Raw genomic sequence first — 24,485 nt, forward strand, 5'->3', positions numbered from 1 at the left:
GAGGCTTTTAGCAATGAAAAAAGTTTGGAAGCGCTTAGGAATCGTCGCAGCAATGCTGGCCCTGACGGGCATGCTCGCCGGCTGTGGCGGCAAGGATAATGTAGGCGTCGTCGATATGTCGCGCGTACAGAAAGAAGCGCCCCTGGTCCAGCAGTATAAACAGAAAACCGAGGACAAACAGAAATCCATCGAAAAAGAATTACAAGATGCCCAGCAGAATATGTCGGCTGAAGATTTCCAGAAGAAACAGCAGCAGGCCCAGCAGGAACTCAATATTTTCGGCGCCAGCATGCAGCGTCAGTTCATGTCGGACATCCAGAGCAAGTTAGGCGACATCGCCAAGGATAAAAATGTCGGCATCATCGTCGTCAAAGAAGCCGTTCCTTCCGGCGGAATCGACGTCACCGACGATTTAATTGCCAAATTGCAGTAAAAAAAGGGGTTGTATATCGTGAAGAAAACAGTACAGGAATTAGCAGTATTGCTAGGCGGTACGGTCATCGGCAAGGGTGACGCCGTCATTGAAGACGTGAAGGGCCTGGCCGAAGCCGGCCAGCAGGACATTACCTTCGCCGTCGATCCGTATACGGAATATTTGCCGCAGGTCCACGCCGGCGCCGTCATTGTCGAAAAAGAAGTTCCTGCCGGAGATAATACGCTCATCATCGTAGAAAATCCCCGCCTGGTTTTTTCGCAGCTCCTCGTGCTGTTTCATCCCCGCCAGTCGATTACGCCGGGCATCCATCCGACGGCCATCGTCGATAGCAGTGCTGCCGTTGGCGAAGACGTGGCCATCATGCCCTATGCCGTCATCGGCAAGAACGTCGAAATCGGCAAGGGTTCGACGATTTATCCCTATGTCTTCTTAGGGGATAACGTCAAGATCGGCGAAGGCTCGGTCATCTATCCTGGCGCCGTCATTCACGAAAACTGCGTCCTCGGCAAGCGGGCCGTCATCCGGGCTCATGCCGTCATCGGCGGTGAAGGCTTCGGCTTTGCCACGGAAAAGGGCAAGCATACCCGCATCCCCCAGATCGGCAATGTCACCATCGGCGACGACGTCGAAATCGGGGCCTGCACGTGCTTGGATAATGCCACGCTGGGTTCGACAAAAGTCGGGCGGGGGACGAAAATCGACAACCTCGTCCATCTCGGCCATAACGTCGAAATCGGCGAAGACTGCTTCCTCATCGCCCAGACAGGCATTGCCGGCAGCACCAAAGCGGGTAACCACGTCATCTTTGCCGGCCAGACCGGCTGCACCGGCCACATCACCATCGGCGACAATGCCGTCTTTGCCGGGAAAACCGGGATTACCGGCAATATCAAGGGCAATCAGGTCTATGCGGGCTTCCCGGCCCGTCCCCATATGGAATGGAGCCGTACCCAGGTCTATTTGAAGCACCTGCCGGAAATGGCCAAGACCGTCAAGGCCTTGCAGAAAAAAATCGCCGAACTGGAAAAGAAATTAGAGCAACAGTAAGAGGATTTGCCTATGTACACCTTTATGAAATGTCTGAGCTGGATCATCTGCCACATTCCCGAAGGCTGTCGCCGGGCCCTGGGCACCTTTTTAGGTGCCTTTTTCTGGACTTTCGTCCCGAAGAAACGAAAAGTGTTGGCCCAGCAGCAGATCCTGGACTGCGGCCTGACAGAGGACCCGGACAAGGCCATGGCCATTGCCAGGGCCAGTACGGTCCGCTTTGGCCCGATGATCGTCGAAGTCCTGTCGTATCCTCGCTATACGAAGGAGCTCCTCGACGAAAAGATTACCTGGCACGGCAAGGAATACCTGGACGAGCTCAAAGCCAGCGGCGAAGGGGCTGTCTTCATGGCCTCCCATGCCGGCAACTGGGAACTCCTGGGGGCCGTCCTGGCCATGAACGGCTATCCCCTTATTTCCGTCGCTCAGGAACAGAACAGCAAGAGCGCCGATGCCTTCATCAACGAGTACCGGGCCATGATGAAACAGCACGTCACCTATAAGACGGGCATCCGCGACATGGTCCGCTTCCTTCGGGAAGGCCACTACATCGGCCTGCTCATGGACCAGGACCCGGGCTATGCCGGCATTATGGTCAAGCTCTTCGGCATGGACACGCTGACGGCGGACGGACCGGCCAAGATGGCCGGCCTGGCCAACTACCCCATCGTGTCGACTTTCATCCATGAAGACCGGCCGTACCACCACGTCGTCGAAGTCCTGCCGCCTATCAAGCCGTACACGGCGGACCACAAGCTCTCCAAGGAAGAGAAGGACCGCATCATGTACGAAACGACACAGGAATTGAACGACCGCCTGGAAGCCCATATCCGCAAGTATCCGGAAGACTGGTTCTGGCTGCACAACCGCTGGAAATGGACAAAAAGATATAAAGCCAAACAAGCTGAAAAAGGCACTGTCTCATGAAGACAGTGCCTTTTTGAGTTGCCGGTTTACCCTGTTGAGCCGGCGAAGCCTGCGAAATATAACCCACCCGCTATGCGGGTGCGCGGTGTTAGTTATACTAAAAAAATCACCTTTCCTGTATAATAGAGGTGTCCAAGCCACTATTATAATAAATAAGGAAAGGTGATTTATATGGCGAAGAAAGCCTATGATTTAGCACACACCAAATGGATGTGCAAATATCATATCGTCTTCACTCCTAAGTATAGACGAAAAATTATTTATAATCAATACAGGCGCGATTTGGGAAGTATCTTAAGGCAGCTGTGTAATTATAAAGGGGTCGAAATTATAGAAGGGCATCTTATGCCCGACCATGTACATATGTTAGTAAGCATTCCTCCGAAATTGAGCGTTTCTTCTTTCATGGGATACTTAAAAGGAAAATCGGCGTTGATGATGTTCGATAGGCACGCTAATCTCAAGTATAAGTTTGGGAATCGTCATTTTTGGTCAGAAGGATATTACGTCAGCACCGTAGGGCTTAATGAAAAAACAATCCGAAAATATATCCAAGACCAAGAAAGAGCAGATATTATTCAGGATAAATTAAGTGTAAAAGAATATGAAGATCCGTTCAAGTCCTAATTTGTGTTGGGGCAATCCCTTTAGGGATACGTGACGAGTGAAATGCACAGTGGCTTGAACAAAGTGAAAGCCAGCGCCTTGAGACGCTGGCTTTCAGCAACAAAGGCTTATAGCCGTCAGCCGAGCCACCCGTTTTACGGGTGGGGGCGACTATTAAGTTTGCAGTTTGCAGTTTGTAGTAGATGTCGAAAAATGCTATGATTAAGAAAAGACATTCTTCACTTAGGAGGGACGACTGTGAACATTTTTTTATATCTCATCGCCTTTGTCTGCTTTGCCATTCCTGGTTATAACTGGTTCGCTACGGGCCATCTGTCCGGGACCTTCAGCATCATCTTCGGCATCCTCATGCTTTATTGGGCTCATCGCCGGAAAAAGAAACATGCCAAGCCGCAATTGAATTTTTCCAGCGGTAATGAGGAACTGGACAAGCTCAATGATGAACTTTTCAACAAGGCTGTCGACGATTTCAATGCCCTGGAGAAGGAATTGAAGCGCGTCCAGGATAACGAGCTGCGTAAACAGCTGCGCAAGATGCAGGGCATTGCCAATAATTTCCTGACTTATCTCCAGCAGCATCCGGAACGGATGAGCCTGGCCCGCCGCTTCGTCGACTATTATCAGGACCGGGCCCTGCTCTTGGTTCGCAAATACCAGGAACTGGAAAAGACGGGCCTGGAAGCGCAGGAAGTGCAGCAGGCGAAAGAGGAAATCAAACAGCTCCTGGATAATTTCGATGAAGCCTATGAAGACCAGTTCTCCAAAGTCCTCAACGCCCAGCTCATGGACCTCGACGCCGAAATGAAGGTCATGAAGCAGAACATGGCCGCTGACGGCATCCAGACGGAAGCCCCCCGGCAGGATACGTCGTCTTCCGGAAGCAAGGCTAAGCACAGTGATGACCTGGTCGGGACGATCATCGATTTGGCCGACCAGTTTTTGAATACAAAAAGAAAGTAGGTAAATAGTATGGCTGATATCAATTTGAATGACCTCTTAGAAAAACGGCATGCTGAAAGCCAGCCGGCTGTACCCGTCGTCGATCAGGGCCATGAAGTGGCTCAGTTCAATGCTCAGGTCGAAAGCCTGACGCCGGAAGAACGGCAGCAGATCGACACCATCAAGGATTCTATCGACCTGGTCAATTCTAACGCCATCGTCCAGTATGGCAGCGGCGCTCAGAAGAACATTGCCAACTTTTCCAACAGCGTCTTGTCGACTGTCAAGAGTACGGATCCGGCCGTAGCCGGCGACCTGCTCAACGACCTGGTCAAGCGGGTCAAAGCCTTTGAAGACGAAAACGATGAAGACAAGAGCTTTTTTGCCAGCCTGCCCGTCGTCGGCTCGCTGTTCAAGAAAGGTGAAGCCCTGACCAAATCCTACACGACGCTGGCCGCCCAGATTGACAAGATACAAGCCGGCCTGGACAACCAGAAGATGACCCTCATGAAGGACATTGCCATGTTCGACGGCCTTTACGACAAGAATCTGGAATATTTCAAGCAGCTCCAGCTCTATATCCAGGCTGGCGAAGAAAAGATACAGGAATTGAACCAGACGACGATTCCCAAGCTGGAAGCCCAGGCCCAGGTATCGGATAATCCCATGGCCGTCCAGGTCGTCCAGGATTTCAAGGATGCTGTCAGCCGTTTTGAAAAGAAAGTGCACGACCTGAAGATCAGCAAGACCATCGCCATCCAGACGGCACCGCAGATCCGCATCATCCAGAACAATGACAAGATCCTCGTCGACCGCATCCAGAGTGCCATTTACAACACCATCCCGCTGTGGAAGAACCAGATGGTCCTGGCCCTGGGCCTGGGACGGCAGAAAGAAGCCCTGGAAATGCAGCAGGCCGTTTCCAATACGACGAATGAGCTCCTCAAGCGCAATGCGGCCATGCTCAAGCAGAACTCCCACGATACGGCTGTTGAAAATGAACGGTCCATCGTCGACATCGAAACGGTCAAACAGGTCAACGAAGATTTGATCAGCACCATTGAAGATACGCTGCGCATCCAGCAGGAAGGCCGCCAGAAGCGGCAGGCAGCGGAAGCAGAACTGGTCCAGATCGAAGACCGCCTGCGGGAAGCCCTGTTAAAAGGCGCCGGTCACAACTAAAAACTACAAATTACAAACTACAAACTATGGACTATCCCTTACAGCCAGCCGAATTTTTTGCAGGCTTCCAGGATGCCGCCCTTGTCGTTGTCGCCGGTGACGTAGTCGGCGCGGGCTTTCAATTCATCCCGGCCATTGCCCATGGCGATGGAGAAGAAGGGCTTACGGAACATGGAAATGTCGTTCAGGCCGTCGCCAAAGACGACGGCGTCTTCCGGCCTGCCGCCGACGAGATCCAGCATGCGCAGGATACCGCGGCTCTTGTCCGTCGGTTCGATGAGGTACGTGTGGTCGATGTATTCCAAGTGGGGCAATCCGTAGGCAGGCACTTCATCTTCGGGCCGCTGCGGCCGGGCGTACATGATTTTATAGACGGCCGTCAGGCTCTCGATGTCGACTGGGCGGACGACGGTTTCCATGTAGTTCCTCGGGTCGTCGTGAGGGAAATCGACATAAGGCGTATAACGGTTGATGGTATTATCGGTGACGACGGCCCAAGGGTAGTGGCGGGCCGTCAAGTCGCGCAGGAGGGCTTTACAGTTCTCCAGGGGCAGGCCGGTCATTTCCAGGACTTTGCCGTCCAGGGACAGGCTGTTGCCGCCGTCGGCGACGACGGCCGGTATGCCATAGCGGTCGGCAAAGGTCTGCGTGTCGTGCTGCAGGCGGCCCGAAGCGATGGCGATGAAATGGCCTTCCTGGACGAGGCGGCGCAGGCAGTACAGCGTATCGGCCGGGATGATGCTGGAAATCCCCAGCCCCAGGGTCCCGTCGATATCGAAGAAAAAGTATTTTTTCGTCATGAGTCTATCCTTTCTCGAAAAATTCATAAACTGCTTTATTATAGCATATATAAAATTCTCTCAAAATCCCCTTTTGCCATTGACAGAAGGGGTCCTTTTTTTACATAATAAGGTGAATGTCTATTTATCTTCGATTACATAAAAAGGAGCGATTTGACTAATGAGCACCATTGATACGACTTGTGTAAATGCCATTCGTGTATTGTCAGCTGACGCCATCCAGAAGGCAAATTCCGGCCATCCCGGCCTGCCCCTCGGCGCAGCTCCCATTGCATACGAACTCTGGGCAAACCACATGAACCACAACGCAAAGGACCCGAAATGGGCGAACCGCGACCGCTTCATCCTGTCGGCGGGCCACGGCTCGATGCTGCTGTATTCGCTGCTCCATTTCTACGGCTACGGCCTGACCATGGACGATATTAAACAGTTCCGTCAAGACGGCTCCTTGACTCCGGGGCATCCGGAATACGGCCACACGACGGGCGTCGAAGCGACGACAGGCCCCCTCGGTGCCGGCTTGGGCATGGCTGTCGGCATGGCTATGGCAGAAGCTCACTTGGCATCTGTTTTCAATAAACCGGGCTATCCCGTCGTCGACCACTACACCTTCGCCCTCTGCGGCGACGGCTGCTTGATGGAAGGTATTTCTTCGGAAGCTTTCTCTTTGGCCGGGACGTTAGGCCTGTCCAAACTCATCGTCCTCTACGATAGCAACAACATTTCCATCGAAGGCAACACGGACATCGCCTTTACCGAAAATGTCCAGGCCCGCATGGCTGCTTTCGGCTTCCAGACGATCACCGTCGAAGACGGCACGGATCTCGACGCCATCGGCAAAGCTATCGAAGAAGCAAAAGCCGATAAAGAACATCCGTCGTTCATCACCATCAAGACCCAGATCGGCTATGGCTGCCCGGCTAAACAGGGTTCGGCTGCCGCTCATGGCTCGCCGTTGGGTGAAGAAAACATCGTCGCCATGAAAGAAAACCTGGGCTGGCCGAAACCGCAGGAAACGTTCTACATTCCCGACGAAGTCTATGCGCATTATGCTGAATTGAGCCAGAAAGCCGGCGCAGCCGAAGCGGACTGGCAGAAACTCTTTGCCGACTACGCTGCTAAATTCCCGGAAATGAAGGCCAAATGGGATGCCTTCCACAGCGATGTCGATGCCAAGGCTCTCTTGAATAATGAAGCTTTCTGGGCTTATGAAGATAAGCCGCAGGCTACGCGCAGCTTGTCCGGCACGATGATCAATCGTCTGAAGGACATCATGCCCCAGCTCTTCGGCGGCAGTGCCGACCTGGCTCCGTCGAACAAGACGGAAATGAAAGACGAAGGCTTCTTCAGCAAAGCCGATTACAGCGGCCGCAACGTCCACTTCGGCGTCCGCGAACTGGCCATGGGTGCCATCACCAACGGCCTGGCCCTCCACGGTGGCGTCCGTCCGTATGCCGGTACGTTCTTCGTCTTCAGCGATTATATGAAACCCATGATCCGCCTGGCTGCCCTCATGAGCCTGCCGACGACCTACGTCCTCACGCACGACAGCATCGGCGTCGGCGAAGACGGTCCGACACATGAACCGATCGAACAGCTGGCCATGCTCCGCTCCCTTCCCAATGTCAACGTCTTCCGTCCGGCTGACGCTACGGAAACGGCTGCCGGCTGGTACCTGGCTGCTACCAGCCAGAAGACGCCGACGGCCCTCGTCCTGACTCGTCAGAACCTGCCGCAGCTCGCCGGCAGCAGCAAAGAAGCCTTGAAAGGGGCTTACGTCATCGCCGATGCCAAGAAAGCCGTTCCCGATGCCATCATCATGGCCAGTGGTTCGGAAGTCGAACTGGCCGTCAACGCCAAAGACGAACTGGCTAAAGAAGGTGTCGACGTCCGTGTCGTCAGCATGCCCTGCCTGGAACTCTTTGAACAGCAGGACGAAGCCTATAAAGAACAGGTCCTCCCGAAAGCCGTCCGCGCCCGCGTCGCTGTCGAAGCCGCTTCGGACTTCGGTTGGGGTAAATACGTTGGCCTCGACGGAACGACGGTTTCTATGAAATCCTTTGGTGCGTCCGCTCCGGCTGGCGTTTTATTCAAGAAATTCGGTTTCACCACTGAAAACGTCGTAGCCGCTGTAAAGAAAGTCGTGAAATAATCGTGGCTCGTGGCTCGTGGCTCGTGGATCGTAGGGGCCGCCATAGCGGCGGCCCGCCTGAGTCCTGTGGACATCCAAAAACGGTATTTGTGTGCCACTTCGCCAAACGCCAAACGAACCACGAACCACGAAAAGGTGCTTCTGCTTATGCAGGAGCACCTTTTCTATTTGTCAAGGCTTGATTTTTCTTGCGTATTTTATTATACTAAGAACAAGAAGAAACCCTACTGTGTGCGTAAATGGTCTCGATGTTTTGAACCAACACTTTTTACATTGGGAGTTCGGGCTCTATATCGTTAGGCAATGCCTTCACTGGACTGTCGACCTTTATAGGAGAACACCCACCTGCTTAGGCAGGCTCAAAACTCGGTTTATAAACGGCATGGTGGGGCTCTTTTCTTATTTGAGAATTTAGTTACTTGTCCGCCGCTGAGGAGACTTAGCGGCGTTCTATTTAGTCTGGAGAGCAAACAAATGAGCGGAGACGATTTATTTTCTATGGCTGATGAACGGAGCGGCCAGGGCTATGCACCGCTGGCCGTCCGCATGCGGCCGGAATCTCTGGATGACATCTATGGCCAGGACGACCTCATCGGGCCCGGTAGTTTTTTGCGGACCCTCATCGAAAAGGACACCATTCCGTCCCTGTTGTTTTACGGTCCTTCCGGTGTCGGCAAGACGACACTGGCCCATGTCATTGCCAATGAAACGGACAGCCGTTTCGTAACACTCAACGCAGTCACGGCAGGCACGGCAGAACTTCGCAAGGTCATTGCCGCTGCGCAGGATGCCATCCATCTATATCAAAGGCGGACGATCCTCTTCATCGATGAAATCCACCGCTTCAATAAAAGTCAGCAAGACGTCCTGTTGCCGTATGTCGAAGACGGGACGGTCATCCTCATCGGGGCGACGACGGAAAATCCTTATTTCGAAGTCAACCGCCCCTTATTGTCGCGCCTGCGCGTCATCCAATTGAAACCCCTGTCGGAACAGGCCGTCACAGCCGTCCTGCGGCGGGCCCTGACGGACAGGGAGAAAGGCCTGGGTTCGCTGGGGATTTCCGCCAGCGATGAGATGCTAGGGACCTTGGCCCGTCTGGCTGACCGCGATGCCCGCGTCGGCCTGAACCTGCTGGAACAGGTCTGCCTGGTCGTACCGGCTGGCGGCCATATCACGCACGACGCCATTGAAAAGGTAGCCGGTCATAAAGTCTATACGTATGATAAAAAAGGCGATGCCCATTACGATACGGTGTCGGCTTTCATCAAAAGCATGCGCGGCTCCGACCCCGATGCGGCCCTGCACTACCTGGCCCGTATGATCGAAGCCGGCGAACAGCCGTCCTTCATTGCCCGCCGCCTGGTCATCTGTGCAGCCGAAGACGTCGGACTGGCCGATCCTCAGGCCCTGGTCATTGCCAATGCCGCTGCCCAGGCCGTCCAGTTCGTCGGCTGGCCGGAGGGACGCATCATCTTGTCAGAAGCCGTCATTTACGTGGCCTGTGCGCCGAAGAGCAATAGTGCCTATCTGGCCATCGATGCGGCTCTGGCCGATGTCCGCCACAAAGACTGCGGTGATGTGCCCGATTATCTGCGCGACAGCCATTACAGCGGCGCAGCCGCTCTGGGCAATGGTCTGACCTATCGGTATCCCCATGATTTCGATGGGGGATGGGTGGCCCAGCAGTATCTGCCAGATGCCTTGAAAGAGGCGTCGTATTACAAGGAACGGCCTTACGGGCAGGAACAATCTATGACGGCTGCCTGGCACAAACGCCGCGGCGGCAAGTAATCTATTAGTAGAAGGTGAAATGTTTTGGCGAAAGGAAAGACTCGTAAAACCAGCCGTTCCAAGCGGACTGCTGGTACGCGTCAGAAGGCGAAGACTGCCAGGAAGGCAGGGACATCGCCGCTTTTGAAATATGAAATCATTGGTATCTGTTGTATTCTCGTAGGCCTTTTTGCGACGGTCGGTTTCATCGGCGTCGATACAGGCCGCATCGGTCACAGCGTCGATGATATCTTAGCGTATATTTTCGGCCTGGGCCGGATTGTCGTCAGTTTGTCCCTCATCGTCCTGGGACTGAAGTATATCGTCATCCGCAAGGCCTGCCCGGTTACGAAATCCTGGGCCGTCGGGACTTGGATCTATGTCCTCCTCCTGGGATTGGTCCATTTATTGGTCATTCCGGAGGGGACGGAATTTCTGCCGCACAGTCTGTCCGTCGGCGGCGGTGTCGTCGGGGCTGTCATGGCCTCGGTCCTGCGCCGGTTTCTCGGATTTTTTGGGGCTGTCATGGCTATTACCGGCGCCTGCATCGTCACCTTCCTGGTCTGGAAGAATTGGTCTATTTCTAAGCCTGTGGCTGTCGTAGCCGATAAGGCCGGACAGGAAGCGGCCAAAGTATCGGGCAAGGCCGTCGAAGGCCTGCAGGACGCATCCCAGTCCTTGAAACAGTGGCACGAACGCCGCCGCATCTTCGATTTGCAGGCGGTTGTAGGGGACGACCCGTTAGGGCGTCCCGCTTGTGGGAATCCCGTAATCGACAATCATCCCGAGAACTCGGACCATCCCGCAGCGACAACCATATCCGACGCCCGCGACCTGGGCAACGGCGTGGAAGAAGTCCGTTTCGACGCCAGCCCCATCGAAGAAGACGTCCCGTATGACTGGGCCAGCGACGGTTTTGAAGAAGCAGAATCTTCACCGGAACCGCAAAAGCTCAGCCAGATCCATGAAACCATCGTCGGCGATACGGAACCGACGGCCCACGATGTCCAGCCTGCCGCCCCAGTAAAAACGCCGCTGGCGCAGGAAACGGATGTCCTTCGTCATGACATGGACGACCTCAAACCCATCGAAGTCGAAAAGAGCAGCGTCGCCGTCGATACGAGCGAAGAAGGGAGCAGTGCCGTTCCCAAAGCCGCCGGTGAAAAGACGTACCATCTGCCGCCGGTGAGCATGTTGAAACCGGGTCCGCAGCACGCCGTCGGCCTGAGCGATGAAGTCCGGGAAAATGCCCGCATCCTCCAGGAAACGCTGCAGAGCTTCAATATCGACGCCAAGATACTCAATGCCAGCCAGGGGCCGTCCATTACGCGCTATGAACTGGAACCGGCGGCTGGCGTCAAGGTCAGCAAAATCGTCCATCTCGCCGACGACCTGGCCTTGAAACTGGCTGCGACGGATATCCGTATCGAAGCGCCGATTCCCGGCAAAGCTGCCGTCGGCATCGAAGTGCCGAACAAGAAGCTGACCGGCGTCAATCTGCGCGACGTCATCGACACGGATACGTTCCGCAAGGCCGCTGGCGGCGTCCCGGTCTGCCTGGGCAAGGATATTGCCGGCAATCCCATCGTCGCCGACCTGACCAAGATGCCTCACCTCCTGGTAGCCGGCTCGACCGGTTCCGGCAAGAGTGTCTGCATCAACACCTTCATCGCCAGCATCCTCTTTAAACAGCGGCCGGAAGACGTCAAGCTCATCCTCATCGATCCGAAGGTCGTCGAATTATCGAATTACAACGGTATTCCTCACCTGCTGACGCCAGTCGTCACGGATCCGAAGAAAGCCGCCAGCGTCCTGCGCTGGGCTGTCCGGGAAATGGACGACCGCTACAAGCGCTTCGCCATCACTCATACGCGGGATATTTCCCGGTATAATGAACTCCATCCGGAAGATGCCATGCCTTTCATCGTCATCATCATCGACGAATTGGCAGACCTCATGATGACGGCATCGGACGACGTCGAAAAGTCGATCATCCGCCTGGGTCAGAAAGCGCGGGCCTGCGGGATGCACCTCGTCCTGGCTACACAGCGGCCGTCTGTCGATGTCCTGACCGGCCTCATCAAGGCCAATGTCCCCAGCCGTATCGCCTTTGCCGTTTCCAGCCAGGTCGATTCGCGGACCATCCTCGACATGGCCGGTGCCGAAAAACTGATCGGCAAGGGTGACATGCTCTTCTATCCCCTTGGCGCATCCAAGCCGCTCCGCGTCCAAGGGGCCTTCATTTCTGATTCGGAAATCGATGAGATGGTAGAATTTATCAAAGCCCAGGGCGGTCCTCAGTATGATGAAGCTGTCCAGAAGGCCCAGTCGGAAAATCCCGAAGACAGCGTCGATTTCTTTGAAGACGACCTCATGCGCCAGGCCATCGACATGGTCCTGGAAACGGGGCAGGCATCGACGTCCATGCTCCAGCGCCGCTTCCGCGTCGGCTATACGCGGGCAGCCCGCATGATCGACATGATGGAAGCCATGCACATCGTCGGCCCCAATAACGGCAGCAAGCCGCGGGAAATCCTCATGACGGCCGATGAGGTCCAGCAGAAGTATTTGAGCTGACCCCCTGTACCCTTTGCCGTATCTGTTATATAATAAAAGATACGATTATAGAGAGTAGGGAGAGGAATAACCGTGAATGAATCTTCGATTGGCGAAGTATTGCGACTGGCAAGAGAACAACAGGGGCTGACGCTGCAGGATGTGTCTTATGCCCTCAATATAAAGCGGGAATACCTGGAAGCCCTGGAAAAAGACGAATACGATGCCATCCCCGGTGCCGTCTTCGTCAAAGGTTTCCTCCGCAACTATGGCAATTTCCTGGAACTGGACGGCGTTGCCCTGGCCCGGGAATATAAGGAAAACGTCGAAGAGCGGACCCCGCAGCCGGAAGTGCGGACTATTATGCCCGTGAAAAAGAAGAAAATCCGTAAAGATAGTACTAAAAAGAAGAAGCAGCGCCAGGGGAAATGGCCGGAAATCACTATCATTGCCGGTATCATCATTTTCCTGCTGCTCATCATTTGGATTTTAATTTAAATAAGGAGCAATATGCGCGAGAAATTTTTAGTAACCAGCCGGGAAGACATGGAACGCCGCGGCTGGGACCAACTCGATTTTGTCTACATCAATGGCGATGCCTATGTCGATCACCCCGGTTTTGCCGCAGCCCTCATCGGCCGCGTATTGGAAAGCCGGGGCTATCGTGTCGGAATCATTTCCCAGCCCGACTGGCACAGTGACGAACCGTTCAAGCAATTGGGACGGCCGCGGCTGGCTGCCTTGATTACGGCAGGCAATCTGGATTCCATGCTCAATGAAAAGACGGCGGCCAAGAAATTCCGCAGCCACGACAGTTATTCACCCGGCGGAGAAGCCGGCCGTCGGCCGGAACGGGCGACGATTGTCTATGCCAACCGCATGCGGGAAGCTTATAAAGACGTGCCCATCATCATCGGCGGCATTGAAGCCAGCCTGCGCCGTTTTGCCCACTACGATTATTGGTCCAATAAAGTGCGTCATTCTATCCTCCTGGACAGTAAGGCTGACATCCTCAGCTATGGTATGGGGGAACATTCCGTAGTCGAAATCGCCGACGCCCTGGCCGAAGGCAAGACGGTCGCTGAAATGTACGATATCCGCGGTATCTGCTACGTGACCAGCAGGCCGCCCATTTCGGATAAGACCGTCGTCTGCCCGTCCTATGAAGAGGTCAAGGCCGATAAACTGGCTTTTGCCAGGGCCTTCAAGATGCAGTATGAAGAGCAGGACCCCTTTTACGGCAAGACTCTCATCCAGCCGTCAGAGAACCGCTTCGTCGTCCAGACGCCGCCGACCCTGCCCTTGACGACGGAAGAGATGGATGCCATTTACGAACTGCCCTTCCAGCGGCGCTGGCATCCCGATTACGATGCCGCCGGCGGCGTACCGGCTCTCCATGAAGTGCAGTTCAGCCTGACCAGCCAACGCGGCTGTTTCGGCCACTGCCATTTCTGTGCCATCGCCAGCCATCAAGGGCGTATCATCCAGCATCGCAGCCATGAATCGCTCGTCCGGGAAACGGAGCGCATGACCCATTTGCCGGGCTTCAAGGGCTATATCCATGACGTCGGCGGCCCGACGGCGAACTTCCGTCACGTTGCCTGTGCCAAGCAGCTCAAGGACGGCGCCTGCCGCAACCGCCACTGCATCGGCAGTGAGACCTGCCCGAACCTCGATACGTCCCATGATGATTATGTCAAGCTCTTGCGGGAAATCCGCAGCGTCAAGGGCGTCAAGAAGGTCTTCGTCCGTTCGGGCCTGCGCTATGACTATGTCCTGGCCGATCACAACAAGGCCTTCGTCAAGGAACTCTGCCAGTACCACGTCAGCGGTCAGCTGAAAGTGGCTCCGGAACACGTCGTCAAACACGTGACGGACCTCATGGGAAAGGCCGACGTCCAGGCTTTCCTGAAGTTCAAGGACTGGTTCGATGAGGCCAACCGGGAACTGGGAAAGAAACAGTACCTCGTCCCGTATTTCATGTCCAGCCATCCCGGCTGTACCCTGAAGGATGCCGTGGCCCTGGCTGAATTTCTGCGGGACATGCATATGCAGCCGGAACAGGTGCAGGACTTCATCCCGACGCCGGGGAGCCTGTCGACGGCCATGTATTATACCGGCCTCAATCCCTTGACGGGGGAAAAGGTCTACGTCGCCCGCCGGCCGGAAGAAAAACAGATGCAGCGGGCCCTCATGCAGTATAAGAACCCGGCCAATTATGATATTGTCTATAAGGCCCTGTGCCTGGCCGGCCGGCGGGACCTCATCGGTTATGGCCCGAAATGCCTTATTGCGCCGCGGCGCCATCAGGCAGGACGGCGGCCTGATAAAGCCGGCCGTCCTGCTGCCCCATCCCGCAGGCAGGGAAGGGGAACGGCTAAGACTAGAAAATTCAGGTGAATCTAATGAAGAAATTCGTGCCTTTTATTGTCCTCAGCCTTTTCGTCATCCTGCTCCTCAGCTTGTGCGGCCCGATTTTGACGAAGCGCCAGCAGGAAGAGGCTCAGCGGGCTTATGAAGCGGAACGCCATCTCGTCGTCTTTTCCGACCTGCCTCAGGATGTCAACGACGGACTGGCTCAGCTTTTTTATGAACAGAAACATCTGCGCGTCCAGATTTATTCCAAGAGCGACGGCGATATCCGCCAGGCCCTGAAAACGGACAGCGGCGTCAAGCCGGATATCCTCATCGTGTCGGAAGACAATCTGCGGGAACAGAAGAAAAACGGCATCCTCCAGCCCTATGCGTCGCCCGTCACCGATAAGGTGCTGCCGTCCATGAAGGACCCGGAACAGCTGTGGAATGGCCTGTGGTATAACCCGATGGTCTTCATCGTCAGCCAGTCTTATTATGAACGGCGGGGCATGCAGATCCGCACCTGGGACGACCTCCTGACGGATCCCGAAATGGTCCTGGCCTTCCCGGACCTGGCGTCTATGGACATGGCTGGCGAATTTCTCTGTTCTTTCGTAGAAATGAGAGGCATTGAAGACAGTGAACGCTACCTGCGCTCCCTCCAGGGCCATGTAGCGTCCTATTCGAAATCGATGTCGGCCAACGTCCGCCGCGTAGCCAGCGGCGAAGCTGATATGGGCGTAGCCGACGCCGCCGTCGCCCGGCAGTACCGCCATGACGGGGCGCCTATCTATATTCTCTATCCCCGGGACGGCACGTCATATTGGCTGACCGGGGTGGCCGTTACCAACTGGTGCGAAGACGGTGAATTGACGAATGCCTTCATCGACTGGCTCTATTCGTCCAATGCCAATGCCGTCTTGTGGCAAAAACACATTTTTTTGAGCGATGCCCTGCCGCCGGCTAAGGCGGAAGTCGATGCCAAAGGCCAGGAAATCGCTTTATTCCCCGTAAAAAAACAATATTCTGATCAAGGCCGCCGCGATTTGCAGGCCTGGTGGATCAAATCAGTTCGCTTCGGAAAGGAAAAGTAAAGATACATGGAAAAAATCGGATTTGTCAGCTTAGGCTGCTCCAAAAACCTTATTGATACGGAAGTCATGCTGGGCATCCTTCGTGACCGCCATATGGAGATTACGGAAGACCTGTCCCAGGCGGATATCATCATCGTCAATACGTGTACGTTCATTGAAAAAGCCAAGCAGGAATCCATTGATACGATATTGCAGGCCGCCCGCTACAAGACAGAAGGGAAATGTAAGATCCTCATCGTCACGGGCTGCCTGAGCCAGCAGTATAAACAGGACCTGATGAAAGAAATGCCGGAAATCGATGCCTTGTTGGGGACCGGTTCGTGGGACCGCATCTGGGAAGCCATCGATACGGTCAAGAAAGGCCGCAAAGCCTGCTACATGGATGACGTCAGTCATCTCTATAACCAGAATACGAGCCGCCTGCGGACGACGCCGAAATACAGTGCCTATGTCAAGATCGGCGAAGGCTGCAACAACGGCTGCTCTTTCTGCATCATCCCCCATGTACGGGGCAAGCTGTACAGCCGTCCTGTCGACTCTGTCGTAGCCGAAGTACAGCAGCTGGCTGCTGACGGCGTCAAAGAAATCAACCTCATCGCCCAGGATACGACGAGTTATGGCGTCGACCTGGCCGGGCACTCCCTGCTGCCGGAATTGCTGCGCCAGCTGGTGAAAATCGATGGCATCCGCTGGATCCGCCTGTTCTATCTCTATCCCCATTACTTTACGGACGAATTGATGGATCTCATCGTCAAGGAAGAAAAAATCTGTCCCTATGTCGATCTGCCGCTCCAGCATATTTCCCAGACCGTCCTGCAGCGCATGAACCGGCGCGATTCGGAAGAGGATGTGCGCCGTCTCATGAAGAAGCTCTGCAGCCACGGCCGCAAGCTGACCCTGCGCTCGACGTTCATCGTCGGCTTCCCCGGCGAAACGGAAGAAGAATTTCAGGAACTCTGTGAATTTGTCAAGGAAACGGAATTTGACGACGTCGGCGTCTTCACTTATTCTCAGGAAGACGGGACGCCGGCCGCCCTTATGGACGATCAGATACCGGAAGAAGTCAAGGAAGAACGGTATCACCAGCTCATGGCCATCCAGGCCAAGGTATCGGAAATCCGCAACCAGGAACTGGAAGGCTCTGTCCATACGATGCTCGTCGAAAAAGTAGAAGAAGAAAAGGGTATCCGTCAGGCCGTCGGGCGCATTGAAATCCAGGCTCCCGATGTCGATGGCCTGACCTATCTGGAAGATGCCCAGGGCGTGCAGCCAGGCGATATGATTCCCGTCCGCATTGCCCAGGGCTTTGCTTACGATCTCGTAGCCGAACGGATCGATTAACCGAGGTGATGGCGTATGTTAGTGGAACTGGTTACGACAGGTTCCGAATTGTTATTAGGTGAAATTACCAATTATAATTCCGCTTACTTATCGAAGAAACTCAATGAAATAGGCTATTCTGTCATTTATCATACGACTGTCGGCGACAACCCGCAGCGCATGGAAGAAGCGCTGAAAGTGGCTCTGTCCCGCGTCGACCTGGTCATCACGACGGGCGGTCTCGGACCGACCCAGGGCGACATGACCAAAATCATCGGCGCCCGCCTCATGGGGATGCCCCTCGTCTATGACGACGCTATTGCCGAGTCGGTCCGCCAATGGGTCTGCATCCATCATGGCGGCGCGGCCATGACCGAGAACCAGAAGCGCCAGGCCATGGTCCCGCAAGGAGCGGTACTCTTCGATAACGGCGCCGGGACGGCACCGGGCGTGGCCATGCAGCAAGGCGGCAAGACCCTGGTCCACCTGCCGGGGCCGCCGACAGAGATGCGCTGGATGTATGAAAACCGTCTGAAACCGTGGCTGCTCCAGACCTTTGGCAGCCAGGGATGCATCGCTTCGCGGTACATCAAGATTTACGACTTGGGCGAAGCTTTTATTGAAGAACAGCTCATGGATCTGGTCCAGGGGCAATCGAACCCGACCTTGGCCATGTATGCCCGGCCGGGCTTCGTCGAAGTCCGCCTGACAGCCCGGGCTGACCGCGAAGACCAGGCCCGGGAACTGCTGGCTCCCTTGGAACAGGAAGTCCGCCGCCGGCTGGCCGGACAGATCGTCACCTTTGATGACGACACGATGGCCCATGTCCTGGGGAACGTCGTCCGTCAGGGCGGCTATTCCGTCAGTGCTGCCGAATCGTGTACGGGCGGACTCGTCGGTTCGCTCATCACCGATGTCCCTGGCGCTTCCGATTATTTCCGCGGTTCTGCCGGGACGTACTGCAATGAGATGAAAGAAAAGATACTCGGCGTTTCGCATGATACGCTGGAAACGTATACGGCTGTCAGTGCCCAGACGGCGGCCGAAATGGCCGATGGCAGCCGGCGCCTGTATGGGACGAATCTGGCCGTCAGTACGACGGGTATCGCCGGTCCCGGCGGAGGTACGCCGGACCAGCCCGTCGGTCTGGTCTATACGGGCATCAGCGGCCCCTGGGGGACCGTGACCCACCGCGACGTCTATCACGGCGGCCGGGCCGAAGTTAAACGGCGGGCTGCCCTGCGGGCCATCTATTATTTAGTACACTATGTAGTGAATCATACAAAGAAAGCCTAGTTAGGAGGAATGAAGTTGGACGCAAAACAGACAGCACTTGAAAATGCAATGCGCAAGATTGAAAAGGATTTTGGCAAAGGTGCCATCATGCGCCTTGGCGACGTCGCCGACAAGATGAACCTGGAAGTCATCTCATCGGGTTCCCTGGCCGTCGACCTGGCCGTCGGCGTCGGCGGCTATCCCCGAGGCCGCGTCATCGAAATCTATGGCCCTGAATCGTCGGGCAAGACGACACTGGCCCTGCATGCTATCGCTTCGGCCCAGAAGAGCGGCGGCATTGCCGCTTTCATCGATGCCGAACACGCCCTGGATCCGGTCTATGCCCGCCACCTCGGCGTCGACACGAATGAACTGCTCATTTCCCAGCCGGATAATGGCGAACAAGCCCTGGAAATCACGGAAGAACTCGTCCGCAGCGGCGCTGTCGACATCATCGTCGTCGACTCCGTAGCCGCCCTGGTCCCGAAAGCGGAAATCGAAGGGGAAATGGGCGATTCCCATGTTGGCCTCCAGGCCCGTCTCATGAGTCAGGCCCTGCGCAAACTGACAGGCATCATTTCCAAGTCCAAGGCCATTGTCATCTTCATCAACCAGCTGCGTGAAAAAGTCGGCGTCATGTTCGGCAATCCCGAAACGACGACAGGCGGCCGGGCCCTGAAGTTCTACGCGTCGATCCGCATGGAAATCCGCAAGGGCGAAGCCATCAAATCCGGTGGCGACGTCATCGGCAACCGGGCGCGGGTCAAAGTCGTCAAGAATAAAGTGGCACCGCCTTTCAAACACTGCGAATTCGACATCATGTACGGCACGGGAATTTCCCGCGAAGGCACCGTCCTCGACCTGGGCACGTCCATGGATATCATCGAAAAGAGCGGCACCTGGTATTCTTATAAAGGCGAACGCCTGGGCCAGGGCAAGGAAAACGTCAAGATATTCATGAAGGAACATCCTGAAATCACAGACGAAGTCGAAAAGATCATCCGCGATACGCTGGCAGCGGAACCGGAAAAATTCGACGAAGCCATGGAAGAAGAGGATACGGCAGCACTGGAAACGCCGGATACGCCGGCAGCCGGTAGCGACGAAGCGTAAATGGAGTACCGCGAAGCCTATGAAAAGGCCTTGCAGCTCCTGAATGTCCGCTTTCTCAGCGAAAGGGAACTGCGGGACAAGCTGCGCCGCCGCGGTGCCGCTGACGCCGTCCTGGACGAAGTCGTCGCCGCCCTGAAGGAAGAACATTTCCTCGACGACCAGCGTCTGGCCGGCGACGTGTACCGCTATTATGCCCGCAAAGGGCAGTACGGCCACCTGTACATCGCCAACCGCCTGCGCCGCCGCGGCCTGCCCGTACCGGAAGACGTCGAGCGGCCTGATGAGTACGCCCTGGCTCAGGTTCTGGCAGGGCGGAAATTTTCCTATCGTGCCGATGAAGCCCGCAAGGCAGCCCGCTTTTTGCAGTACCGCGGCTTTTCGCCGTCTGTCATAGGGGACATCCTGGAAGACTTCACCGGTGGCGATGAAGAGGACGATGGGTGATTACAAGGTGCCGGAAACGTCAAGTCTATCTTGACATTGATATAAAAAAAATTTACAATTAAGAGAGCCGGTTTGATATACTGGTCTATATTTTGCATAATTGTAGGTTTTTTGAACATGAAGTAAATTTTACATACTCATAAAAAAAGCCGGACTGGGAGTTCGGCTTTTTTTTGTGAAAGGGGAGGTGAATCCATTACTATGCTAACGATTATTGCTGCAGCAGTCGCCTGCGGTCTCATCGGCGGTGGCACCGGGTATCTTTACCGCAAGAAAATCGCCGAAGGCAAGATCGGCCAGGCTGAAGTCGAAGCGCAGCGCATCATTGCGACGGCCCAGCAGAACGCTGAAGCCCGCAAGAAGGAACTCGTCCTGGAAGGGAAAGAAGAAGTCCACAAGATGCGCAACGACGCAGAACGGGAACACAAGGAACGCCGCAATGAATTGCAGCGCTTTGAACGGCGCCTGTTGCAGAAAGAAGAACATTTGGACAAGAAATCCGATTCCATGGAGAAGAAAGAAGATGCCCTGCAGCGTAAAGAAGATGAAGTTACGCAGATGCAGGAAAGAATCGAAGCCCTTCATGAACAGAAGATGGCTGAACTGGAACGGATTTCCGGCTTGACATATGAAGATGCCAAGGAATTGCTCCTGAACAACGTCCAGACCGAAGTGAAGCACGAAACGGCACAGATGATCAAGAGCCTGGAAGAACAGGCCAAGGAAGAAGCCGAAGGCAAGGCCAGGGAAATCATTTCCATGGCTATCCAGCGCTGTGCTGCCGACCACGTCGCCGAAACGACGGTATCTGTCGTGTCTCTGCCGAACGATGAAATGAAAGGCCGTATCATCGGCCGCGAAGGGCGCAATATCCGGGCTATTGAAACGCTGACCGGCGTCGATCTCATCATCGACGATACGCCGGAAGCGGTCATCTTGTCGTGCTTTGACCCGATCCGCCGCGAAATCGCCCGCATTGCCTTGGAAAAACTGATTGCCGATGGCCGTATCCATCCGGCACGCATCGAAGAAATGGTCGAAAAGGCCCGCAAAGAAGTCAATCAGAAAATCCGCGAAGCTGGCGAACAGGCGACGTATGAAACGGGCGTCCACGGTTTGCATCCTGAACTCATCAAGATCCTCGGCCGCCTGCGCTATCGTACCAGTTATGGCCAGAATGTCCTGCGCCATTCCATCGAAGTCTCTCAGCTGGCCGGCATCATGGCAGCTGAACTGGGCGTCGATGAAAACCTGGCCAAACGGGCCGGGCTGATCCATGATATCGGCAAAGCCCTGGACCACGAGCTGGAAGGGACCCATGTTTCGATTGGGACGGAAATCGCCAAGAAATATGGCGAATCCAAGCTGGTCGTCAACTGCATTGCTGCCCATCACGGTGATGAAGAGCCGCACAGCGTCGAAGCCGTCCTGGTATCGGCGGCAGATGCCGTTTCGGCTGCCCGTCCGGGTGCCCGCCGGGAAACGCTGGAAAACTATCTGAAGCGCCTGACGAAGCTCGAAGAAATCGCCGAATCCTTCGATGGCGTCGAAGACTGCTTTGCCATCCAGGCTGGCCGAGAAATCCGGGTCATGGTCAAACCGGACAAGCTGGATGAATCGGACTGCGTCCTGCTGGTCCATGACATTGTCAAACGCATCGAAGCGGAACTGGAATACCCAGGCCAGATCAAAGTCGTCGTCATCCGTGAAACGCGGATGGTGGATTATGCAAAATAACCTTTTTTGAACTATAGAGAGGCGTCGCGTAGTGGTTTCGGCCATTGCGGGGCGTCTCTTTTTTAGCCGTCAAAAAAAGTTTGAAAAAAATAAAAAAAGTACTTGCCAAAACCCTTTTCTTGTAGTAAAATAGTTTTTGTTCGAGGCACTAAGAAATACCGAAGCGGCCTCGAAAGAACGAAAGAAAGTGGCCCCGTGGTGTAGCGGTTTAACATGTCGCCCTGTCACGGCGAAGATCGTCAGTTCAAATCTGATCGGGGTCGCCAATTGCTCAGGTAGCTCAGTCGGTAGAGCAGGGGACTGAAAATCCCCGTGTCGGCGGTTCAATTCCGTCCCTGAGCACCACAAATGCGGAAGTAGCTCAGTGGTAGAGCACCACCTTGCCAAGGTGGGGGTCGCGAGTTCGAGCCTCGTTTTCCGCTCCATATATGGCGGCATAGCCAAGCGGTAAGGCAGAGGTCTGCAAAACCTTCATCCCCAGTTCGATTCTGGGTGCCGCCTCCATATTTTCATCTTTCGTCATGCCGAGGTGGCGGAACTGGCAGACGCAACGGACTTAAAATCCGTCGGATAGAGATATCCGTACCGGTTCGATTCCGGTCCCCGGCACCAAAAAAACAACGAGCGTGTAAGCGATGTTGGCCGTGGCCGACGAGTCCCTTGCAAAACAAAGGAGCTGTCTTAGGACAGCTCCTTTTCGCAATCCAGTTAAATTCACATTCATGGGAAAATGAGTTATAATGAATCATGACAGAATACAAGTATAAAGTATCGGATTTTGAAGGTCCCCTGGACCTGTTGCTCTATCTCATCGAAAAGAACAAAGTCGATATTTATAACATACCGATCGTCGAGATCACGGACCAGTTCAATGCCTACGTCGCAGACATCGACACGTTTGATGTCGATTACGCCAGCAAGTTCTTCGTCATGGCAGCGACGCTCTTACAGATCAAGTCGCGCCTTCTCCTGCCCAAACAGCCGAAACTGACGGAAGAGGAAGAAGAAGACCCGCAGGAAGCGCTGGTCCGGCAGCTCGTCGAATACAAGAAGATGAAAGCCTTGTCCCAGGCTATGGGACATTTGTGGGACGTCCGCAGCCTGATGCTGGGACGCTTGCCGACGGCCATGCCCTATGAGGCCCGTTTTGCCGGCCACATCGACACAGAGGCCCTCTACCAGGCTTTCCATAAAGTCTGCCAGGCCCTGCCTGAGCCGGAGGCCGTAGAGATCCGGATACAGAAGGAAATCTACAGCGTCGAAGAATGTATGCGCCGCGTCACCTTTGCCCTGCGGCGGAATCAGGGGACGATGACCGTCGAAGGCCTTTTCCGGACCTGCCGGTCCCGGGTCGAACTGGTCGTCACCTTCCTGGCCGTCCTGGAATTGCTGAAGGTCGGTCAATGCGCTACTGTTGCTGAAGGAGAGGATGGGAATACCGTTGCCTTACGATACACGCCAAACTGATACCCTAGAGCCGACGGCTCTGCTGGAAGCCCTGCTCTTTCTGAGCGGCGACCCCATGACGGTGACAGCCATCTGTGCCCATACGGGCTGGACCCAGGCCGAAACGGAAGAAACAGCCAGCCGCCTGCAGCATCTGCTCAGCAGCCAGCGGCGGGGCCTGGTCCTCATCCGTGTAGCCGGCGGCTATCAACTGGTCACGCGGCCGGACCTCCATGAGGCCCTGCAATGGGTGCGGACAGGGACGACGGAATTGTCTTCCATGGCTTTGGAAGTCCTGTCCATCGTAGCCTTCAAGCAGCCCATTACGCGGGCTGAAATCGAAAAGCTGCGCGGCGTTTCGTCGGAACGGGTCCTGACGTCGCTGGTCCAGCAGGGACTGGTCGTGGAACTGGGGCGCAAGGACAGTCCGGGCCGGCCGATTTTATACGGTACGTCCGCTTATTTTTTAGAATGTATCGGCATGGATTCCCTGGCCGATTTAGCCGGCCACATGCCGGCAGATATTACGGAGGATGCAACTGATGGAAGAACGGTTACAGAAAGTGATGAGTAACTGCGGTGTCGCTTCACGGCGCGCTTCGGAAAAGATGATATTAGAAGGGCGCGTCCGCGTGAACGGCGTCATCGTCCGCGAACTGGGGACGAAAGTCGATCCCGATAAGGACCGCATTGCCGTCGACGGCAAGACCCTGGAAGCGCAGCCGAAGCATTATTACCTGTTCAATAAGCCCAAGGGCGTCATTACGACTTCGAGCGACGACCAGGGGCGGGCGACGGTCATGGATTATTTCAGGAAAGAAAAGGACCGCATCTATGCCGTCGGCCGCCTGGACCAGAACACGGAAGGCCTGCTGATCATGACCAATGATGGCGAACTGGCCAATATCCTCATGCATCCCAGCCGCCTCGTCGACAAGACGTATGAAGTCAAGGTCAAAGGGCGCATTGCCGATTCGGTCCTGCAGCACCTGGCTGACGGCGTCGAACTGAAGGACGGCATGACGGCACCGGCCGATGTCTATTACATCGGCTATGACCCGAAGACCAATCTGACCAGTGTGGAAATCACCATCCACGAAGGCCGCAACCGCCAGGTCCGCCGCATGTTTGAATTTTTCGGTTACCAGGTCCACAACCTGCGCCGCGTCCAGTATGCGTTCCTGACCCTGAGCGGCGTCAAGCGCGGGGCCTATCGCAAGCTGACCCGCGAAGAAGTGGCTGAACTCTATAAATATAAATAA

General features: G+C 55.1%; 21 protein-coding genes, 5 tRNA genes and 1 other RNA gene. 26 read left to right on the top strand and 1 reads right to left on the bottom strand.

Going from position 1 to position 24,485, the window contains the following annotated elements:
• Positions 1 to 13 precede the first annotated feature (13 nt).
• The 6 genes from NOS26_RS06200 to NOS26_RS06225 all read left to right on the top strand — a co-directional run bounded on the left by NOS26_RS06200 (position 14) and on the right by NOS26_RS06225 (position 5,158).
• Positions 14 to 433: an OmpH family outer membrane protein gene (locus NOS26_RS06200; protein WP_072983006.1), complete on the top strand. Its 420-nt coding sequence runs from the start codon at positions 14 to 16 to the stop codon at positions 431 to 433.
• An 18-nt stretch (positions 434 to 451) separates the two neighbouring features.
• A complete protein-coding gene (gene lpxD, locus NOS26_RS06205; protein WP_255917417.1) occupies positions 452 to 1,483 on the top strand; it encodes a UDP-3-O-(3-hydroxymyristoyl)glucosamine N-acyltransferase in 1,032 nt (343 codons plus the stop codon).
• Between the two features lie 12 nt (positions 1,484 to 1,495).
• On the top strand, positions 1,496 to 2,410 hold the full coding sequence (locus tag NOS26_RS06210; protein WP_170101534.1) for a lysophospholipid acyltransferase family protein: 915 nt from the start codon (positions 1,496 to 1,498) through the stop codon (positions 2,408 to 2,410).
• A gap of 171 nt (positions 2,411 to 2,581) precedes the next feature.
• The gene (gene tnpA, locus NOS26_RS06215) at positions 2,582 to 3,037 is read left to right on the top strand and encodes an IS200/IS605 family transposase (RefSeq protein WP_054335782.1); all 456 of its coding nucleotides are present in this window, start codon (positions 2,582 to 2,584) and stop codon (positions 3,035 to 3,037) included.
• A 237-nt stretch (positions 3,038 to 3,274) separates the two neighbouring features.
• Positions 3,275 to 3,997, top strand: a complete 723-nt coding sequence (locus tag NOS26_RS06220; RefSeq protein WP_014015882.1) for a 5-bromo-4-chloroindolyl phosphate hydrolysis family protein — start codon at positions 3,275 to 3,277, stop codon at positions 3,995 to 3,997.
• Between the two features lie 9 nt (positions 3,998 to 4,006).
• Entirely contained in the window at positions 4,007 to 5,158 is a 1,152-nt protein-coding gene (locus tag NOS26_RS06225; RefSeq protein WP_095340260.1) for a toxic anion resistance protein, read from the top strand.
• Between the two features lie 38 nt (positions 5,159 to 5,196).
• On the opposite strand, the gene NOS26_RS06230 is transcribed toward NOS26_RS06225, so the two are convergent.
• Complete coding sequence (locus tag NOS26_RS06230) at positions 5,197 to 5,958, bottom strand: HAD family hydrolase (RefSeq protein ID WP_014015884.1); 762 nt, start codon at positions 5,956 to 5,958, stop codon at positions 5,197 to 5,199.
• A 160-nt stretch (positions 5,959 to 6,118) separates the two neighbouring features.
• On the opposite strand from NOS26_RS06230, the gene tkt reads away from it, so the two are divergent.
• The 20 genes from tkt (at position 6,119) to NOS26_RS06330 (ending at position 24,485) form a co-directional block, all read left to right on the top strand.
• Entirely contained in the window at positions 6,119 to 8,110 is a 1,992-nt protein-coding gene (tkt, locus tag NOS26_RS06235; RefSeq protein ID WP_255917418.1) for a transketolase, read from the top strand.
• A gap of 218 nt (positions 8,111 to 8,328) precedes the next feature.
• A non-coding RNA gene (gene ssrS, locus NOS26_RS06240) (6S RNA) lies at positions 8,329 to 8,506 on the top strand.
• A gap of 78 nt (positions 8,507 to 8,584) precedes the next feature.
• Positions 8,585 to 9,904, top strand: coding sequence for a replication-associated recombination protein A (locus tag NOS26_RS06245; protein ID WP_255917419.1), 1,320 nt, complete (start codon positions 8,585 to 8,587; stop codon positions 9,902 to 9,904).
• Positions 9,905 to 9,928: 24 nt separating this feature from the next.
• Positions 9,929 to 12,460 (top strand): DNA translocase FtsK, encoded by a 2,532-nt coding sequence (locus NOS26_RS06250; protein WP_255917420.1) that lies wholly within the window; start codon positions 9,929 to 9,931, stop codon positions 12,458 to 12,460.
• Positions 12,461 to 12,532: 72 nt separating this feature from the next.
• Positions 12,533 to 12,937 carry a RodZ family helix-turn-helix domain-containing protein gene (locus tag NOS26_RS06255; protein WP_014015888.1) on the top strand — a complete coding sequence of 135 codons (405 nt, stop codon included), beginning with the start codon at positions 12,533 to 12,535 and terminating at the stop codon, positions 12,935 to 12,937.
• Positions 12,938 to 12,949: 12 nt separating this feature from the next.
• The gene (locus NOS26_RS06260; protein WP_014015889.1) at positions 12,950 to 14,839 is read left to right on the top strand and encodes a YgiQ family radical SAM protein; all 1,890 of its coding nucleotides are present in this window, start codon (positions 12,950 to 12,952) and stop codon (positions 14,837 to 14,839) included.
• 5 nt (positions 14,840 to 14,844) lie between these two features.
• On the top strand, positions 14,845 to 15,888 hold the full coding sequence (locus tag NOS26_RS06265; RefSeq protein WP_014015890.1) for an ABC transporter substrate-binding protein: 1,044 nt from the start codon (positions 14,845 to 14,847) through the stop codon (positions 15,886 to 15,888).
• A gap of 6 nt (positions 15,889 to 15,894) precedes the next feature.
• Complete coding sequence (gene rimO / locus NOS26_RS06270) at positions 15,895 to 17,229, top strand: 30S ribosomal protein S12 methylthiotransferase RimO (RefSeq protein ID WP_022498202.1); 1,335 nt, start codon at positions 15,895 to 15,897, stop codon at positions 17,227 to 17,229.
• Positions 17,230 to 17,244: 15 nt separating this feature from the next.
• The gene (locus tag NOS26_RS06275; protein ID WP_255917421.1) at positions 17,245 to 18,504 is read left to right on the top strand and encodes a competence/damage-inducible protein A; all 1,260 of its coding nucleotides are present in this window, start codon (positions 17,245 to 17,247) and stop codon (positions 18,502 to 18,504) included.
• 9 nt (positions 18,505 to 18,513) lie between these two features.
• Positions 18,514 to 19,596: a recombinase RecA gene (recA, locus tag NOS26_RS06280; RefSeq protein WP_255917422.1), complete on the top strand. Its 1,083-nt coding sequence runs from the start codon at positions 18,514 to 18,516 to the stop codon at positions 19,594 to 19,596.
• Positions 19,597 to 20,040, top strand: coding sequence for a regulatory protein RecX (locus NOS26_RS06285; protein WP_255917423.1), 444 nt, complete (start codon positions 19,597 to 19,599; stop codon positions 20,038 to 20,040). It abuts the gene before it with no gap.
• A 201-nt stretch (positions 20,041 to 20,241) separates the two neighbouring features.
• Positions 20,242 to 21,777, top strand: a complete 1,536-nt coding sequence (rny, locus tag NOS26_RS06290; protein WP_014015895.1) for a ribonuclease Y — start codon at positions 20,242 to 20,244, stop codon at positions 21,775 to 21,777.
• 189 nt (positions 21,778 to 21,966) lie between these two features.
• Positions 21,967 to 22,043: transfer RNA gene (locus NOS26_RS06295), tRNA-Asp, on the top strand.
• 3 nt (positions 22,044 to 22,046) lie between these two features.
• A tRNA-Phe gene (locus NOS26_RS06300) sits at positions 22,047 to 22,122 on the top strand.
• A 5-nt stretch (positions 22,123 to 22,127) separates the two neighbouring features.
• Positions 22,128 to 22,202: transfer RNA gene (locus NOS26_RS06305), tRNA-Gly, on the top strand.
• A 5-nt stretch (positions 22,203 to 22,207) separates the two neighbouring features.
• Positions 22,208 to 22,281 (top strand) — tRNA-Cys (locus NOS26_RS06310).
• A 19-nt stretch (positions 22,282 to 22,300) separates the two neighbouring features.
• Positions 22,301 to 22,389 (top strand) — tRNA-Leu (locus tag NOS26_RS06315).
• Between the two features lie 135 nt (positions 22,390 to 22,524).
• Positions 22,525 to 23,244, top strand: coding sequence for a ScpA family protein (locus NOS26_RS06320; protein ID WP_022497084.1), 720 nt, complete (start codon positions 22,525 to 22,527; stop codon positions 23,242 to 23,244).
• Positions 23,219 to 23,797: an SMC-Scp complex subunit ScpB gene (gene scpB, locus NOS26_RS06325; protein WP_027894924.1), complete on the top strand. Its 579-nt coding sequence runs from the start codon at positions 23,219 to 23,221 to the stop codon at positions 23,795 to 23,797. Before NOS26_RS06320 ends, scpB begins: the two co-directional genes overlap by 26 nt.
• Positions 23,766 to 24,485, top strand: coding sequence for a pseudouridine synthase (locus tag NOS26_RS06330; RefSeq protein ID WP_014015898.1), 720 nt, complete (start codon positions 23,766 to 23,768; stop codon positions 24,483 to 24,485). Before scpB ends, NOS26_RS06330 begins: the two co-directional genes overlap by 32 nt.

This window comes from Megasphaera sp. SC8-1 (assembly GCF_024436295.1).
Taxonomy (GTDB): Bacteria; Bacillota; Negativicutes; order Veillonellales; family Megasphaeraceae; genus Megasphaera; species Megasphaera elsdenii.